This is a genomic window from Arthrobacter sp. NPDC058097 (assembly GCF_042884885.1).
Lineage (GTDB): Bacteria > Actinomycetota > Actinomycetes > Actinomycetales > Micrococcaceae > Arthrobacter.
Window position 1 is genome coordinate 378,197 of record NZ_JBHVSZ010000002.1, and the last position, 17,277, is coordinate 395,473.

The following is a 17,277-nucleotide window of genomic DNA, read 5'->3' on the forward strand; positions in this document are numbered from 1 at the left end:
TGGGCCGGAAAGGAAAACGGGACCTCCCCTTTAGTATCCCGCGAACGAATCCAAGTGGATACGGCGGGCACCTGCACGCCGGGTGGCCCGCCGGAGCGAGCCGACACTGGCCGGTGAGCCCGAGATGAAGACCCTTCGCTGGCCGATGTCCGGCACCAGCCGCTTCAGCGCGTGACCGTCCAGACGTGCCCCCGGGGCCAGCAGCGCGCCGGCGTCCTCGATGAAGTCCGGCGGCGCCGAGCCGTCGGCGAGCCGGGCAACGACGCGGGCACCGGAGTCCCGCAGCTCCTCCGCGTAGGCGAGTTCGGATGCGTTCCGGGCGAGGTAGAGAAGCACGGTGTCGCGCTCGCGGGCCACCCCTCCGGACAGTTGCGCCAAATACGGCGTGATGCCAATCCCGGCGGCAATGAGCAGCACGGGGTCCGAACCCTTCGGCAGGACGAAATCGCCCGCCACAGTGGTGGCCGTGAGTTCCTCACCGGGCTCGAGGGACAGCAGCTTGCGCTTGGCGGCGGAGACGGGGTTGGCGGTACCGACGCCGATCTTCACATGCTTTGCGTCCGGATGGCTGGTCAGGCTGAAGACGCGGCGCCTGCCTCGTCCGTCCGGCTTGGTGTGCGGAAGATCCAGTTCCAGGTACTGGCCGGGCGCGTGGCGGAGCGGGCGCTGCGGGCGGAAGACGAATTCCGTCGTCGTCGGCGTCAGAGTGCGCGAATGGCTGAACAGCAGCCGGACGCTGCCGCGCTGGCCCGCCAGGAACGCCAGCAGGTTGCCGATGAGCAGGGCCAGCTCCGGGGAGTTCGCCACGAAGCCGAAGTTGTACGGCGTGGCCAGAAGGATTCCGACGACGGCGGCCAACGCCAGCTGCTGCCAGCGCCGGGGAGGCAGGGTGAGCGGCTCGGTGAGCATGAACCCGGCAAAGAACAGCACGGGGCCCTGCGCCAGGGTCTGCCACACGGCACTTCCGAGGTCGACACCGGAAGGCATTTGCACCGCCGCCACGACGCCGGTGGCCACCAGGATGAAGACGGCGGCCATGAGTGTCTTCCGGGTGCGGTAGAGCACCAGCAGGACGCCCGGGACCAGGAGCACCAGCATGGACGGTGTGCCGGCCCACCAGGTGGCAATGTTGAGCCCGGTCAGCCCGGTGATGAAGGCCCCCGCGGCCGCGGGATTGAACACATGGCGGCCACGCCAGGCGAGGACGTACTTGGAGGCTGAGGCCAAAGCGCAGGCCAGGGCCACCCCTGCAAGGTCCATGGGCGCAAACGCCGGGCCGAGCTGGGTGGGCCAGAACAGGAAGTAGAGGAGGAGGCCCGTAATCAGTGAGGATTCAGAGTGCGGCTGTACCCGGAACAGTGCGGCCAGGCCACGGTTGGAGACATATGTCAGCCCCAGGCAGAGGGCCAGATGGGCGAGCATGTTCGGAATGCCGAACGTGAGCCAGCCGAGCGCATCGAGGAGGAGGCTGTAGGCAGCCAGCACGGCAAGCACCAACAGCACCAGCCGGTACATCGTGAACCGGCCCAGGTACGCGTCCAGGGCGGTGCCGGGTGAGGCCTGTTGCCGGGAGGTGGTTGAACTCATGTGAAGAGCGCTCCTTCGAATTCCGCAGAGTACTCCGCGCTGCCGTTGGAAAATACCTTGAGCCAGGAAAAACTGAAGTGCCGTTCCAGGTCTTCGGCCGAAACCAGGAACAGGGCGGTGGCGAGGGCGTCCGCCTCCATGGCGGTGTCCGCCCGGGCCCACGTGGCCACGACCGTCCTGACCGGCGCCCCCGTGGTGCCGTCCAGGACGTGATGGAGCCCGTCTCCCCAGGCCCGCCGGTTCGACGCCGACGCGCAGAGAGCACCGGCCCCCAGCGCCACGGTTCCTATGGCTTTGGTGGGGTCATACGGATGCTCCAGCGCCACCTGCACCGGCCCATGGCCACTGTCCTCCCCGCCGCCGTTCAGCAGGTCGCCGCTGGCGTCAATGAAGAAGTCCGGAACCCCGTGGCTCCTCAGCAGTTCGGCCACCAGGTCCACGAGCTGGCCCTTGCCGGCCGCGCCGATATCCAGCACCACGGGGGCGGTGGTGCGCAACGATGTTCCTTTCCATTGCAGGACGGCGTCCCAGGCCGGGGGAGGAGCGGCGCCGCCGCGGGGCTGCAGTGAATAGTGGGGATCGTAGCCCAGCCGCTCGAGGCTTTCACCGATGAGCGGAGTCATGGCCCCGCCGCTGAGCGTGTAAAGCTGCCGGTAGAGCGCGGCCAGACTGGCGGCTTCGGGCGGCAGCTCGTAATGCCCGGGCGTCACGGATATCCGGGTTACCAGCGAGTCTTCGCGGAACCTGGACCACGTGGAGTCGTAGCGTTCCACTTCGGCCAGGACGGCGCTGCGCAGGTCCGGTGGCAGCGGGGCAGGCGTGGAGATCTCCCAGCCGGTCCCGATGCCGTCGAACCGGAAGTCCTGCCAGCCCGCGTGCGGCATGGCAGCCGCCTACAGGGCCTGTGCCTTGATTGCTTCGACCGCCTGGTTGAAGCCGCCGCTGGTCAGGGAGGAACCCGCCACCTTGGAGACGTTGATCTCATCCAGGCTCTTGCCCACCACCTGGTCGGCAATGCCGCCGGCGAACTGGCCCTGGAACTTCCGGGTGTTGGGATTGGACGGATGCTCGGTGATTTCCACTGCGGACACCGTGCCGTTGGCCAAGGTCAGCTGGACACCCACGGTCTCGGTGCCGTTGGGGGACTTGTAATTGCCGTCCGCGCTGTAGGTCCCGTCCTTGTAGCCGGTCGCGGAGCCCGATGCCGTTCCCGACGCAGGAGCGGACGCCGCCGACGACGGTTCGGTCTCCTGCGCAGCGGGCTGCTGGGCGGAAGGCGCGCAGCCTGCCACCGTTCCGGCGAGGGACAGGCCGGCCATTCCGGCGAATACAGTTTTGCGGATTGAAGGCTTCACGGGGTCTCTTTTCGTGGTGCGGGCACGCCAGGGACAGCGTTGAGTTCCGGTATTTCAGTGTTGATGTTTCAACAATTTGGCAGGTGAGTAAAGGCTAAGGGCAGTTCCTGTGAATTTCCCTACTATTTGCTGTGACGCCAACTGTGGTTGCTGTGACGCCGGGGGAGTGCGCAGGGCCCGCCCGGATTCCGCGCCGCGACGGGCTCCCCGGTAGTCTAGGAGTGTGACTCCCGAAGAACTCTCCCTCGCAATATCCGCCTGCCTGAAAGACGCCGTTGCCTCCGGCGACATTGCCCTTGCCGAGGCGGCTATACCGGATTCCGTCCTGGTGGAGCGTCCGAAGAACCGGGAGCACGGCGACTGGGCAACCAACATCGCTTTGCAGCTGGCCAAGAAGGCCGGTACCAATCCGCGCGAATTCGCCACTCTCCTCAGCGCGCGGCTCAAGGACATCAATGGCGTCGACGGCGTGGAAATCGCCGGTCCCGGCTTCCTCAACATCACGGTTGACGCTGCCGCCGCCGGGGCGCTGGCCAAGGTCATTGTCGAAGCGGGCAAGGAGTACGGCACCAACGCCGCGCTCGCCGGCCACACGGTGAACATGGAGTTTGTTTCCGCCAATCCCACCGGTCCGCTGCACATCGGCCACACGCGCTGGGCAGCCCTGGGCGATTCGATCGCCAGGGTGCTCCGCGCCTCCGGTGCCGACGTCACCGCCGAGTACTACATCAACGACGCCGGCTCCCAGATGAACGTCTTCGCCAACTCGGTGCTGTCGCGCCTGCACGGCCGCGACGTGCCTGAAGGCGGCTACCCGGGCGAATACATCCGCGACCTCGGCCACGTGGTGCTGACGAAGCACCCGGACATCCGCGAGCTCACCGACGCGGCGGCCCTGCCCGTCATCCGCGCCGCGGCCTACGAGGCCCAGCTCAAGGACATCAAGGACACCCTGGCCGACTTTGGCGTTTCCTTCGACGTGTTCTTCTCCGAGCAGGAACTGCACGACGCCGGCGCTATCGAAAATGCCGTTGCCCGCCTTCGCGAGCAGGGCCATGTGTTCGACGACGGCGGTGCCGTCTGGCTGCGCACCACCGACTTCGGTGACGACAAAGACCGTGTAATGATCCGCGCGAACGGAGAACCGACCTACTTCGCCGCCGACGCCGCGTACTACCTGTCCAAGAAGGACCGCGGCTACACGGAAAAGATCTACCTCCTGGGCGCCGACCACCACGGCTACATCAACCGGCTCAAGGCCATCGCCGCCGCGGCCGGGGACGACCCCGAGGTCAACATCGAGGTCCTGATCGGCCAGCTGGTCTCCGTCAACGGAGCCAAGCTCTCCAAGCGCGCCGGCAACATCATTGAGCTCAAGGACCTGATCTCCTGGCTGGGAACGGACGCGGTCCGCTATTCGCTGGCACGCTTCCCGGCCGACTCCCCGCTGACGCTGGACCCCGAGCTGCTCAAGAAGCACTCCAACGAGAACCCCGTCTTCTACGTGCAGTACGCCCACGCCCGCTCGCGCGGCACCGCCCGCAACGCCGTGGCTGCCGGAGTGGACCGGAGCGCCTTCGACGCCTCCCTGCTGGACCACGCCACGGAAAACGAACTGCTGTCCTACCTGGGCAGCTACCCCTCCATCGTGGCCAAGGCCGCCGAACTCCGCGAACCGCACCGCGTGGCACGCCACCTCGAGGTCATCGCCGGGGCCTACCACCGCTGGTATGACGCCTGCCGGGTGGCGCCCATGGGCGACGAAGCCGTTACCGACACCAACCGCACCAGGCTGTGGCTCAATGACGCCACCAGCCAGGTGCTTGCCAACGGACTCGAACTGCTGGGCGTTTCGGCGCCGGAACGGATGTGATCAGCGTGCAGGACATCTCGGGCGGCACCGCATCCAACAGCACTGCATCGAACAGTGCAGCCTCGCCGCTGGCTCCGGAGTGGCTCACCGTCCCCGCGGACCTCAACGCCCTCCACACCCCGGTGTGGGCCGGCGGGGTGGAGCGGAACGACGGCGGCGAACTCGCCATTGACGGCATCCCGGTCAGCGCCCTCAAGGAGCAGTACGGCACGCCGCTGTTTGTCATGAGCGAATCGGATTTCCGCGCCCGCGCCCGTGCCTTCAAGGATGCCTTCGACCACGCCTTCGCCGACATCTGCGGGGGAGTGGACGTCTACTACGCCGGCAAGTCCTTCCTCAGCATCGCCGTCGCGACGTGGGTGGCTGAGGAAGGGCTTCGGCTGGACACCTGTTCCGGCGGCGAGCTTGCCGTCGCAGCCCGCGCCGGCATCGAGGGTGCCAACCTGTCGCTGCACGGCAACAACAAGTCCGACGCTGAGATCAACCGGGCCCTGGACATGAACCTGGGCCGCATCGTGGTGGACAGCCTGGACGAGCTGGAGCGCGTGGCCAAGATCGCCTCCGGCCGCGGGGAGAAGGCCAACGTCATGCTGCGGCTGACGCCCGGCGTGCACGCCCACACCCACGAGTTCATCGCCACCGCCCACGAGGACCAGAAATTCGGCCTCTCCATGGCCGGGGATTCCACTGACGAAGCAGGCCTGTCCGCCGCCGAGGAAGCCGTCGCCGCGGCAACCTCCTATGACAGCGTGGAGCTGCTGGGCCTGCACTGCCACATCGGGTCGCAGATCTTTGAGCCGGACGGCTTTGCGCTGGCTGCCCAAAAGCTCCTGACCTTCCTGGCCGCGGTGCAGGCCAAATATTCCATCTCCCTGCCCGAGCTTGACCTCGGCGGCGGCTATGGCATCGCCTACACGCCGGTGGACACGCCCCGCCCGGCAGCCGACATCGCGCAGGCGATGGCCGCCGTCGTGCGTTCCAAGTGCGCCGAACTGGGCATAACAGCACCCCGGATCTCCATCGAGCCGGGCCGCGCCATCGTGGGCAGCAGCACCTTCACGCTATACGAAGTGGGCACGCTGAAGACCGTCCGCGTGGACGCACCGGCCGGCGGCGACACCGAATCGGCCGATCAGAACGTTACGCACCCGCGCCGCTATGTGTCAGTGGACGGCGGCATGAGCGACAACGCCCGTCCGGTGCTGTACGACGCGGATTATTCGGCCATTCTCGCCTCGCGGACCTCCGCGGCGGCCCCGCAGCTGTCCCGCGTAGTGGGCAAACATTGCGAGAGCGGCGACATAGTTGTTAGAGATGTATATCTGCCCGAGGACGTGGCAGCCGGTGATCTGCTCGCTGTACCGGGGACCGGCGCCTACTGCTGGGCCCTGTCAAGCAACTACAACTATCTGGCCCGGCCGGGCGTTGTCGCTGTGCGCGACGGATCTCCCCGGCTGATTGTCCGCGGGGAAACCGAAGAAGATCTGCTGAACCGCGACATGGGAGCCTGAATGACCGAATTGCGAACCCTGAAAGTGGCCCTGCTGGGCTGTGGCAACGTCGGGGCTCAGGTGGCGCGGATTCTGATTGACGACGCCGGCACCCTGGCGCCGCGCACCGGTGCCCGCCTCGAACTGGCCGGCATCGCGGTCCGGAACCTCGACGCCGAGCGTGAAGTGGACCTCCCGCGCGAGCTGTTCACCACCGACGGCGAAACGCTGGTCAAGGACGCCGACCTCGTGATCGAGCTGATGGGCGGCATCGAGCCCGCCCGTTCGCTGATCCTCTCCGCCATCCAGAACGGCGCCAGCGTGGTCACGGGCAACAAGGCCCTGCTCGCCGCCGACGGCCCGGCCCTCTACGAGGAGGCGGACAAGGCCGGCGTCGAGCTGTCCTACGAAGCCGCCGTCGCAGGCGCCATCCCCATCCTGCGCCCCATCCGCGACAGCCTGTCCGGCGACCGCATCACCCGTGTGCTGGGCATCGTCAACGGCACCACCAACTTCATTCTGGACCAGATGGACTCCACCGGCGCGCAGTTCGCCGATGCACTCGCCGAGGCCCAGCGCCTCGGTTACGCCGAGGCTGACCCGACGGCCGACGTCGAAGGCCACGACGCCGCCGCCAAGGCCGCCATCCTGGCATCCCTGTCCTTCCACACCCGCTTCGACCTGGAGCACGTCTACTGCGAGGGCATCACCCGCGTCAGCGCCGCCGACATTGCGGCCGCGAAGGAAGCCGGCTTTGTCATCAAGCTGCTGGCGATCGCCGAGAAGATCGGCAACGGCGGCGGCAGCGAGGGCGTTTCCGTGCGCGTCCACCCGACGCTCCTGCCGCGCGAACACCCGCTGGCAGCCGTCCGCGGTGCGTTCAACGCCGTCTTCGTCGAGGCGGAAAACGCCGGCGAACTGATGTTCTATGGCCAGGGTGCCGGCGGAACCCCGACGGCGTCTGCCGTGCTGGGCGACCTCGTCTCGGCCGCCCGCCGCATCGTTTTGGGCGGTCCCGGACGCATCGAGTCCACTACGGGCCATGTCCCGGCGCTGCCGATCGATGCCGCAACCACCAGCTACTACATCGGTCTGGACGTTGCGGACCAGCCCGGCGTGCTGGCGAAGATCGCCCAGCTGTTCGCCGAGCACGGCGTTTCCATCGAAATCATGCGCCAGACCATCCACCGCGATGCCGACTCCAACGTGGAATCGGCTGAGCTGCGGATCGTCACCCACCGCGCAAGCGAAGCTGCACTGGCAGCGACCGTCGAGGCCGTGAAGGGCCTGGACGTGATCAATTCCGTTACATCCGTACTGCGGGTAGAAGGAGCTTAAGTGGCTCACCAATGGCGCGGTGTCATCCGCGAATACGCTGACCGTCTGCCCGTCACGGCGGCCACCCGGGTCATCACCCTCGGAGAGGGCGGCACGCCCCTGGTTTATGCCCAGAAGCTGTCCGAGCTTACGGGCTCGGAGGTCTACCTCAAGGTGGAGGGCATGAACCCGACCGGTTCCTTCAAGGACCGCGGCATGACCATGGCCATGACAGCCGCCGTCGACGCCGGGGCCAAGGCCGTCGTGTGCGCCTCCACCGGCAACACGTCCGCCTCCGCTGCCGCATACGCCACCGCCGCGGGCCTGACGTGTGCCGTGCTGGTGCCCGAGGGCAAGATCTCCATGGGCAAGCTGAGCCAGGCCATCGCGCACGGCGCCACGCTCCTGCAGGTCGACGGCAACTTCGACAACTGCCTGGACATCGCCCGCAAGCTGGGCGAGTCCTACCCGGTGTTCCTGGTCAACTCGGTGAATCCGGCCCGCATCCAGGGCCAGAAGACCGGGGCCTTCGAGATTGTCGATGCCCTGGGCGACGCCCCGGACATCCATGTGCTGCCGGTCGGCAACGCCGGAAACATCACGGCCTACTGGAAGGGCTACAAGGAGTATTCCGCCCCGTTCGAGTCCGAAACGGCCGGCACGCTCGCTCCCGTCGCCACCAAGACCCCCGCCATGTGGGGCTTCCAGGCCGCGGGTGCCGCGCCGTTCGTGGCCGGCCACCCCATCACGGAACCGGACACCATCGCCACCGCCATCCGGATCGGCAACCCTGCCTCCTGGGACGGTGCCATCGCCGCCCGTGACGAGTCCGGCGGATTCATCGATTCCGTTACCGACGAGGAAATCCTGGCCGCCCACCGCTGGCTGTCCTCCCGCGAAGGCGTCTTCGTGGAGCCCGGCTCCGCTGCCGGCGTCGCAGGCCTGCTCAAGAAGCACGCCGCAGGTGAGGTGCCCTCCGGCAAGACCATCGCCATTACCGTCACCGGCCACGGCCTCAAGGACCCGCAGTGGGCTCTGAGGACCGAGGACGGCAGCGATGTCCAGCCGGTCAAGGTGCCGAACGACGTCGTGACCGTTGCTGCAGAGCTGGGACTGGAAGACAAATAACAGTGGAAACCATGCTGCCGCAGACCGCCCAGCTGCCCGCCATCCAGGCCGGGCAGCAGGTGACGGTCCGGGTTCCGGGCACCAGCGCCAACCTCGGCCCCGGCTACGACAGCCTTGGGCTGGCACTGACCCTGCACGACACCCTCACCGTGGAGAGCCTGGACAGCGACGAGCTGGTCTTTGAACTGAGCGGTGAGGGTGCGGATTCCCTTCCGCAGGACGCCAGCCACCTGGTGGTCCGGGCGATGAATGCCGCCTTCGGGCGGCTGGGCTACCGTCACACCGGCCTCAAGATCACGGCCCAAAACGTCAATCCGCACGGCCGTGGCCTGGGCTCGTCGGCGTCCGCCGTCGTGGCAGCTGTGACCGCGGCGAACGCGCTGTTGCCGGCCGGGGAGCAGCGCGACAAGAACTGGATCCTGCAGCTGACCAGCGAGATGGAAGGCCACCCGGACAACGTTGCTCCGGCGATCTACGGCGGTCTGGCGCTGTCGTGGCAGGACAGTGACCAGTACAGCAGCACGTGCGCCACAGTCGATGGTGCCGTCATCCCCATCGTGGCAGTTCCGGACTACGAGCTCTCCACCGAGGCCGCGCGAGCCCTGTTGCCTGCATCCATCGGCCACCACGCGGCGGCAATGAACTCCGGCCGTGCAGCGCTGCTGATCCATGCCCTCACGCAGAAGCCTGAATTCCTGCTGGCCGGCACCGAGGACTTCCTGCACCAGAGCTACCGTGCGGAGGCAATGCGGCCCAGCGCCGGCCTGATCAAGGCCCTGCGCGGAGCCGGCCACGCGGCCGTCGTCTCCGGCGCAGGACCCACGGTTCTGGTCCTGGCCAACGGCGAGGCAGAGGCCGCCGTCGTCCTGGAATTCATTGCCGCGTTTTCCGAGGCAAACACGCCGGACATCAGCTGGCGTGTGATGAAGCTGGCAGTCGACGTCGAAGGTGCTAAAGTGGGAGTGCACCGGCGGTAACACCGCATGCAGTCTCCGCAGTCACACCGCATTCATTGAGTCGTAACCGCATTCATTGATGCACCCAGACCGCGACTCTGCAGTCGAGAGGGCCCTGCAGCCAAGAGACCGTGCAGTCAACGACTCCGAGAAATGGCCTTAATCGGTCATCGGGTCAGAACCTGCTTCGATCTGCTGCTGCTGCTTCGATCTCTTATTGCGCAATATTTTCCGGTGTCACCTGCTTGGCCTGGCCAGGAATCTACAGATGGATTTCTGTTCCCTGAACCGCCAGTCCGCCGCCCCGCCAGCTATGCGGAGCATTTGAAGGTGATCAGTATCCGGCCCTGCTGGCCGAACTCCAACCGGCAAGGCCGACATCCCGGCTGCAGATCTGAACTGCAGCCCAGATCCAATCATCGCGTCCAGCTCACAGTCTGGACGCCGTCGAGGGGGAAGGATCCTTCGTGACCGAAACCACTGAGCTGTCGCCAGCTGTGGACACACCATCTTCTGCTTCCGGATCGTTGACGGAAGCTCCCGCCAAGAGCAGCGGCCTTGCCGGCCTGAAGCTCGCCCAGCTGCAGGCGCTTGCCAGCCAGCTCGGTATCTCCGGCGGATCCCGCATGCGCAAGGGCGACCTGGTGACGGCCATTTCCGCGCACCGTGCAGGCACGTCCGCCACCGCCACCAAGGCACCGGCACGCACCGCCAAGGCTGCTGCAGCGGCTGCCCCCGCCGCCGAAACCGCCGCAGCCGCCCCGGCCGCGGAAGCGGCTGAGGCTCCGGCGCAGGAAACCCGTGCACGTGGCCGTGGCCGCAGCCGCCGGGCAGTGAGCGACGGCATTGTTGCCGCCACTGCGGCAGAAACGGCCGCCGAGGCTCCGGCAGCCGCACCGGCCGCTGAAGCACCGGCCGCTGAAGCACCGGCCGCTGCCGAGGCACCCGCCGCTCCGGCCGAGGGTGCTGCTGCCGAGGCTGAGGGCGCAGAACGCCGCCAGCCGCGCACCCGCAACCGCCGACGTGGCGAAGCAGCCGCAGCGGCTCCGGCCGAGGCGCCCGCCGCGCCCGCCGAAGCTGCCCCCGAGGCACGCAGTGCTGAAACCCGCGCTGCGGAAGCACGCGGTGCTGAAACCCGCAGTGCTGAAACCCGCGGTGCTGAGGCCCGCGAGCAGGCAGCCGAAGGCGAAGCCGGCCAGCGCGAACGCCGCGACACCCGCAGCCGCGGTGGCCGTGACGCCGGCGAAGCTGGCGGACGCGACACCCGTCGTGACGACACCCGCCGTGACGACAGCCGTGACGTCGACGAGGACGGCGGCAGCCGCCGCAACCGGCGGAACCGCCGCGACCGGAACGACCGCAACGAGCGTTCGGACAGCCGCGACGGTGGCCGCAACGAACGGTTCCGCGACCGCAACGACCGCCGCCGCGGACGCAGCCAGGGGCCCGACGTCGACGACGTCGAGATCACCGACGATGACGTGCTGCTGCCGGTGGCCGGCATCCTGGATGTCCTGGAAAACTACGCGTTCATCCGCACGTCCGGTTACCTGCCGGGCCCGAACGACGTGTACGTCTCGCTGGCCCAGGTCAAGAAGTACAACCTGCGCAAGGGCGACGCCGTTGTTGGCGCCATCCGCGCACCGCGCGACGGCGAGGACCGCGGCCAGCAGTCCGCGCGCCAGAAGTTCAACGCACTGGTCCGCGTCACCTCAGTAAACGGCAAGACCGCCGAGGACCTCAAGGACCGCGTGGAGTTCGCCAAGCTGGTCCCGCTGTACCCGTCCGAGCGCCTGCGCCTGGAGACCGACCCCAAGAAGATCGGCCCCCGCGTCATCGACCTGGTTGCCCCGATCGGCAAGGGCCAGCGTGGCCTGATCGTCTCCCCGCCCAAGGCCGGCAAGACGCTCATCCTGCAGTCCATCGCGAACGCGATCACCACCAACAACCCTGAGGTCCACCTCATGATGGTGCTGGTTGACGAACGTCCCGAAGAAGTCACGGACATGCAGCGCACCGTGAAGGGCGAGGTCATTGCCTCCACCTTCGACCGTCCCGCCGACGACCACACCACCGTGGCCGAACTCTCCATTGAACGCGCCAAGCGCCTCGTGGAAATGGGCATGGACGTCGTGGTGCTCCTGGACTCCATGACCCGTCTGGGCCGTGCGTACAACCTGGCAGCCCCGGCCTCCGGCCGCATCCTGTCCGGTGGTGTGGACTCCGCCGCGCTGTACCCGCCCAAGCGGTTCTTCGGTGCTGCCCGCAACATCGAAAACGGCGGCTCGCTGACCATCCTGGCAACGGCCCTCGTGGAGACCGGATCCAAGATGGACGAGGTCATCTTCGAGGAGTTCAAGGGCACCGGCAACATGGAGCTCCGCCTGTCCCGCCAGCTGGCGGACAAGCGCATCTTCCCCGCCGTGGACGTCAACGCCTCCGGCACGCGCCGCGAAGAAAACCTGCTCTCGGCCGAAGAGGTCAAGATCATGTGGAAGCTGCGCCGCGTTCTCTCCGGCCTTGAGACCCAGCAGAGCCTGGAACTCCTGACCAACAAGATCCGCGAGACCCAAAGCAACGTCGAGTTCCTCATGCAGGTCCAGAAGACGACGCTTGGTGCGAAGTCGGATAACGACAAGTAGCTGCGTTCGCCGCTCAAAATATGCCGGCCACTCCCTGGCCGGCATATTTTGGGCGGCTTCGTCGTTAAATCACCACTTCCTGGCCCAACTGCAACGCGGGGTCAGATACCGCCCAATGGAGCCGCCGGATTGGGCGGTAAGTGACCCCGCGTTGCTGTAACTAGACTTGGTTACAAGTCGAAAGAGGTTTTGAGAATGTTTGAGTCCGTACAGGGCCTGTTGGATGAGCATGATGCCATCCAGGCGCAGTTGGGGGATCCGGCTGTTTACGCTGACCAGAAGCTGGCGCGGAAGCTGGGGCGGCGGTCTGCCCAGCTGAATGGCATCGTGGATGCCTACCACAAGTGGGAGGGCCTCCGGGATGACCTCTCGGCTGCCAAGGAGATGGCTGCCGAGGACCCTGATTTTGCCGCCGAGGTGCCCGAACTGGAGGAAGCCCTGGAGACCGCGGCGGCACGGCTGCGGCGGCTGCTGATCCCCCGGGACCCGGACGATGCACGCAACGTGATCCTTGAGGTCAAGGGCGGCGAAGGCGGCGACGAGGCTGCCCTTTTCGCCGGCGACCTGTTGCGCATGTACACCCGCTATGCGGAATCCCGCGGCTGGAAGACCGAGATCATCTCCTCCACCGAGTCCGACCTCGGCGGCTACAAGGACGTCCAGGTGGCCGTCAAGGGCAGCTCCAACGATCCCGCCGAAGGTGTCTACGCCCGCCTGAAGTTCGAGGGCGGCGTGCACCGCGTCCAGCGTGTGCCCGTCACCGAATCGCAGGGCCGCATCCACACGTCGGCCGCAGGCGTTCTTGTCCTGCCCGAGGTTGACGAGCCGGAAGAGCTCGAGATCAACCAGAACGACCTCAAAATCGACGTGTACCGGTCCTCGGGTCCCGGCGGCCAGTCCGTCAACACCACCGACTCCGCCGTCCGCATCACGCACCTCCCTACCGGCATCGTCGTGGCCATGCAGAACGAGAAGTCCCAGCTGCAGAACCGGGAAGCCGGCATGCGCGTGCTCCGTGCCCGCATCCTGGCCCACCAGCAGGAGCAGATCGACGCCGCCAACTCCGAGCAGCGGAAGTCCCAGATCCGCACCATGGACCGGTCCGAGCGGATCCGCACGTACAACTACCCGGAAAACCGGATCGCCGACCACCGCACGGGCTACAAGGCGTACAACCTTGACCAGGTCATGAACGGGGACCTCGAGCCGGTTATCCAGTCCGCCATCGAGATGGACGAGCAGGCGCGGCTGGACGCCATCGGCGACTAGGAGCCCCGGGATTCCATGACGTCCGAGCACACTGCGGAGCCGGCTGCGCAATCTCCGAGCAGCCAGTCCCTGGCTGATGCCGTCCGCGAGGCGACAGAGCGACTGACCGAGGCCGGCGTCCCCAGCCCCCGGGTGGACGCCGAGCTGCTGGCCGACCATTTGATGGGTGTGGGCCTGGGCCGGCTGCGGGCCATGATGCTCGGTGATGCCCCCGCACCGGCAGGCTATGCCGAGCTCGTTGCCGAGCGCGCCACCCGGATTCCGCTCCAGCACATCACCGGCGTGGCGCACTTCCGCTACCTCCAGCTGGCGGTGGGACCCGGCGTCTTCATTCCCCGCCCGGAAACCGAGTCCGTGGTGCAGCTGGTCATCGACCGGCTGCGGGCACTGGAACGAGCCGGCGTAGTCCGCCCCAAGGTGGTGGACCTGGGCACCGGATCCGGCGCGATTGCCGGATCGATCGCGCACGAGGTTCCCGAGGCCGAGGTTTTTGCCGTGGAGTTCAGCGAGTTTGCACACGCCTGGGCGGCGAAGAACCTCCGGCCGCTGGGGGTCACCCTCCTGCTGGGGGACCTGCGGAACGCTCTTCCGGAGCTTAACGGAACGTTCGACGTCGTGGTTTCCAACCCGCCGTACATCCCCGCCGAGGCAATCCCCAATGAACCGGAAGTGGCGCTCCACGACCCTCCCGAAGCGCTTTACGGCGGTGGAGCGGACGGCATGGAACTGCCGACGGCGGCCGCCGCCTCCGCGGCGCGGCTCCTGGTCCCCGGCGGCTACTTTGTGATGGAACACGCCGAAGTGCAGGCCGGCTGGATATCCACGATGCTGAAGCGGACCGGGCTCTGGACCGACGTCACCACACATTTTGACCTTAACGGCAAGGAACGCGCCACCAGTGCCGTCCTTGCCTTCCCGCCCGCGGAGTAATGAAAGAATGAGGCAGTGACCACTACGTACAACTGCACGGCCGACGACGAGCGGACCGCCGGAATCGCCCACGCGCGGCGGGCGATCCTTGAGAAGAAGTGCGTTGTCCTTCCCACGGACACCGTCTACGGAATCGCTGCCGATGCCTTCTCCCCGCAGGCCGTGACCATGCTGCTGGTCTCCAAGGGACGCGGCCGGAACATGCCGCCGCCCGTCCTGATTCCCCGCCTGACGGCGCTCGACGGGCTGGCCACCGATGTGTATCCGGACGCCCGCGACCTGGCCGAGGCCTTCTGGCCCGGCGGGCTGACCCTGATCTTCCACGCGCAGCCGTCCCTCGACTGGGACCTGGGCGAGACCAAGGGCACCGTCGCCCTGCGCATTCCGGACGATGAGGTGGCGATTGACCTGCTCACAGTCACCGGACCCCTCGCCGTGTCCTCGGCAAACCGGACCGGCCAGGCGCCGGCGCAGACCGCCTTTGAAGCGCGGTCCCAGCTTGCGGAGTCCGTGGAGGTTTACCTTGAAGGCGGCTTCCGGCCGGTCGAGGGAACCGACGCCCGGCCGTCCACCATCGTGGATGCCACCTCCCTGCCGCTGCGCGTCGTCCGCGAGGGGGCCATCAGCATCGAGCGGCTTCGTGAGGTGGTTCCCGGGGTTCTCGACATCAACGGCAACGCCGCGGACGAGGCGGAGGACAACGCCGAGGTCCCCGCTGGAGAAGCGCCTGCCCCGTCCGACGCCGTGCAGTCCGAGGCTGCCCAGTCCGACGCCGGCGAAAAGCCCGCAAGCGCCGAATGACGCTGCAGAGGCAACCCATACCGGTCCTCGGCGTGGATGCCACGCCCCTGGACGTCGACGGACTCGCCGCGGTCCTCAACCGATTTGTGGCGGAGGGCAGCACCAGGACCGTCGTGGGCCATAACCTCCACAGCGTGACGCTGTTCCACTCCCAACCCGAGTTCAGGAAGTTTTACGAGAACAGCGACGTCGTCCTTCTCGACGGCGCGCCTGTCCTCTGGCTGTGGGGGAGGAGCCGGCAAAAGACCGGCGGGGAAGCTGACTCACGGCCCGTCATGGACTACCGGCTGGGTTCAACCGACTGGATTCCCGCGCTGGGCCGGCTGGAGGGCCTCCACCGCATCGCCGTCCTTGGCGCCGGGGCGACTGCCAACGCCAAGGCCGTGGCGAAGCTGCAGGCCATCGTGCCGGGCGCCGCTGTCTCCGGCATGCCGGGGGAGGGCTGGGATGCGGATCTGGAGGAGAAGGCCGCCGCGTGGCTGGCCGAGGTCCAGCCGCAGCTGGTGCTGATCGGCCTCGGCATGCCGTTGCAGGAAGAAGTGCTGTGGCGCCGCCTGCCGTCGCTGCCGCCGGCCGTCTATTGCGCCGTCGGGGGAGCCATCGAGCAGATCGCCGGCATCCAGAAGCTGGCGCCCCGCTGGCTTGGCCGGCTGGGCCTGGAGTGGGCCTGGCGCCTGCTGCTGCATCCGCGCCGCGTGGCGTACCGGGTGTTTGGCGAACCGTGGGTCCTGCTGGGACTGCTGCTGCGCCGCCGGCTGCGCGGCCGGGCCTGAAGAGCAGCCCCGCCTAGGTCAGAACTTCTGGTCCTTCAGCGGGCCGAAGCCCCTGCCGCGGAGCCCCGCGGAGAACGCCCGGAACCAGTCCGCCAGCCCGCGGAGATCGCCCCGGCGGAGGAAGTAGCCGAGGTAACCGCCCACATCGGCCACCAGGGACTTCACGCGGAAGTGGCGGCGAATGAGGTAGCCGCGGTTGCGGTAATAGTAGTAGCGCTTGAAGGCGCCCTCCGGAACGATGACGTGCCAGCGGGCTCCAAAGACATGCTTCGTTTCGGAAAACGCGTGCGGATGCATGATCGCAGCCGTGGTGACGGTGCCGAAACGGATACCCGCCTTGCGCAGCCGGATGGTGAAGTCCACTTCGTCGCCGCGGATGAAGAGGCGCATGTCCGGCAGCCCCACCTTGAAGAAGACATCGGAGCGGATGAGGGCACCGTTGAAGAAATGGCCGTCGTTAGGCAGGAAGCCCACCTTCTCCAGCGCGGCCCGGTCATGAGTGACCTTGCCGTCCAGCCGGAAGAAGAAGGAGAGCTGGTCGGGATGGCCCGGAGCCACGACGAGGGGCACAACAGCCTCCAGGTCCCGCGCCTCCGCTTCCCGGATCAGCGTGGCCAGGCACTCTGCGTCCGCCGGCTCGGCGTCGTCGTCCATCATCCAGACCCAGTCGGCGCCGCTGGCCACGGCCTTGAGCGCCGCGAGGGAAAAGCCTCCGGCGCCGCCAAGGTTGGCTTCCGAGCGGATGTAATCCACATTTTCATGCTGCCCGGCAACGTCCTTCGCCGGCACCGTGCCGCTGTCAACGAGGCAGATGGTGGACACGGAGGCCGTCTGTTCATTGATGGCCTTCAGCAGGACGGCGAGCTCACGGGGGCGGTCAAACGTCACGGCGGCCACTGCAACCGACACTGGCATGGCGGGGATCCTTTCAGCACAGCCGTCGGCAAGTTTCCCGCCGGCGTATGGCCGTGTGACGCGAAGCGATGTACCCGTTGGCGTTAGTATCTTGACTAGAGTCCACTGTAATACAGCCCCGTCAGGCACTATGCACTGCCTGTCTGTGCGCGCATGGCGACGGAGAAGTTTCATTTATTGCACGTCAGATCCACACCTAACGAGCCCGCATGGTCCTCCCGGCCTGACCCCGAATCCGCAT

14 protein-coding genes are annotated in these 17,277 nt (G+C 67.1%); 10 read left to right on the forward strand and 4 right to left on the reverse strand.

The window, feature by feature from the left end; translation table 11 throughout:
* Positions 1-30: 30 nt before the first annotated feature.
* Genes ACFVTE_RS05645 through ACFVTE_RS05655 form a run of 3 tightly spaced genes read right to left on the reverse strand, consistent with a single transcriptional unit; the run spans position 31 to position 2,942 of the window.
* Positions 31-1,587: an FAD-dependent oxidoreductase gene (locus ACFVTE_RS05645; RefSeq protein WP_387098018.1), complete on the reverse strand. Its 1,557-nt coding sequence runs from the start codon at positions 1,585-1,587 to the stop codon at positions 31-33.
* Positions 1,584-2,471 carry an FAD:protein FMN transferase gene (locus ACFVTE_RS05650; RefSeq protein ID WP_387098021.1) on the reverse strand — a complete coding sequence of 296 codons (888 nt, stop codon included), beginning with the start codon at positions 2,469-2,471 and terminating at the stop codon, positions 1,584-1,586. The genes ACFVTE_RS05645 and ACFVTE_RS05650 overlap by 4 nt, the downstream gene beginning before the upstream one ends.
* A gap of 9 nt (positions 2,472-2,480) precedes the next feature.
* The gene (locus ACFVTE_RS05655) at positions 2,481-2,942 is read right to left on the reverse strand and encodes a hypothetical protein (RefSeq protein WP_387098024.1); all 462 of its coding nucleotides are present in this window, start codon (positions 2,940-2,942) and stop codon (positions 2,481-2,483) included.
* A gap of 223 nt (positions 2,943-3,165) precedes the next feature.
* Between ACFVTE_RS05655 and argS the strand changes: the two genes are divergently transcribed.
* From argS to ACFVTE_RS05705, 10 genes are all read left to right on the forward strand, one after another.
* Entirely contained in the window at positions 3,166-4,815 is a 1,650-nt protein-coding gene (gene argS, locus ACFVTE_RS05660; RefSeq protein ID WP_387098027.1) for an arginine--tRNA ligase, read from the forward strand.
* A 5-nt stretch (positions 4,816-4,820) separates the two neighbouring features.
* On the forward strand, positions 4,821-6,326 hold the full coding sequence (gene lysA, locus ACFVTE_RS05665; RefSeq protein WP_387098342.1) for a diaminopimelate decarboxylase: 1,506 nt from the start codon (positions 4,821-4,823) through the stop codon (positions 6,324-6,326).
* On the forward strand, positions 6,327-7,643 hold the full coding sequence (locus tag ACFVTE_RS05670) for a homoserine dehydrogenase (protein WP_387098030.1): 1,317 nt from the start codon (positions 6,327-6,329) through the stop codon (positions 7,641-7,643).
* On the forward strand, positions 7,644-8,750 hold the full coding sequence (gene thrC, locus ACFVTE_RS05675; RefSeq protein ID WP_387098033.1) for a threonine synthase: 1,107 nt from the start codon (positions 7,644-7,646) through the stop codon (positions 8,748-8,750). It abuts the gene before it with no gap.
* Positions 8,751-8,761: 11 nt separating this feature from the next.
* Entirely contained in the window at positions 8,762-9,727 is a 966-nt protein-coding gene (thrB, locus tag ACFVTE_RS05680) for a homoserine kinase (protein WP_387098036.1), read from the forward strand.
* 446 nt (positions 9,728-10,173) lie between these two features.
* Entirely contained in the window at positions 10,174-12,348 is a 2,175-nt protein-coding gene (gene rho, locus ACFVTE_RS05685; RefSeq protein WP_387098039.1) for a transcription termination factor Rho, read from the forward strand.
* Between the two features lie 195 nt (positions 12,349-12,543).
* A complete protein-coding gene (gene prfA / locus ACFVTE_RS05690; protein ID WP_354258554.1) occupies positions 12,544-13,617 on the forward strand; it encodes a peptide chain release factor 1 in 1,074 nt (357 codons plus the stop codon).
* A gap of 15 nt (positions 13,618-13,632) precedes the next feature.
* Entirely contained in the window at positions 13,633-14,547 is a 915-nt protein-coding gene (prmC, locus tag ACFVTE_RS05695) for a peptide chain release factor N(5)-glutamine methyltransferase (protein WP_387098042.1), read from the forward strand.
* 15 nt (positions 14,548-14,562) lie between these two features.
* Complete coding sequence (locus ACFVTE_RS05700) at positions 14,563-15,348, forward strand: L-threonylcarbamoyladenylate synthase (RefSeq protein ID WP_387098044.1); 786 nt, start codon at positions 14,563-14,565, stop codon at positions 15,346-15,348.
* Positions 15,345-16,121 carry a WecB/TagA/CpsF family glycosyltransferase gene (locus tag ACFVTE_RS05705; RefSeq protein WP_387098047.1) on the forward strand — a complete coding sequence of 259 codons (777 nt, stop codon included), beginning with the start codon at positions 15,345-15,347 and terminating at the stop codon, positions 16,119-16,121. The genes ACFVTE_RS05700 and ACFVTE_RS05705 overlap by 4 nt, the downstream gene beginning before the upstream one ends.
* 18 nt (positions 16,122-16,139) lie before the next feature.
* On the opposite strand, the gene ACFVTE_RS05710 is transcribed toward ACFVTE_RS05705, so the two are convergent.
* The gene (locus tag ACFVTE_RS05710) at positions 16,140-17,036 is read right to left on the reverse strand and encodes a glycosyltransferase (RefSeq protein ID WP_387098049.1); all 897 of its coding nucleotides are present in this window, start codon (positions 17,034-17,036) and stop codon (positions 16,140-16,142) included.
* Between the last annotated feature and the right edge of the window lie 241 nt (positions 17,037-17,277).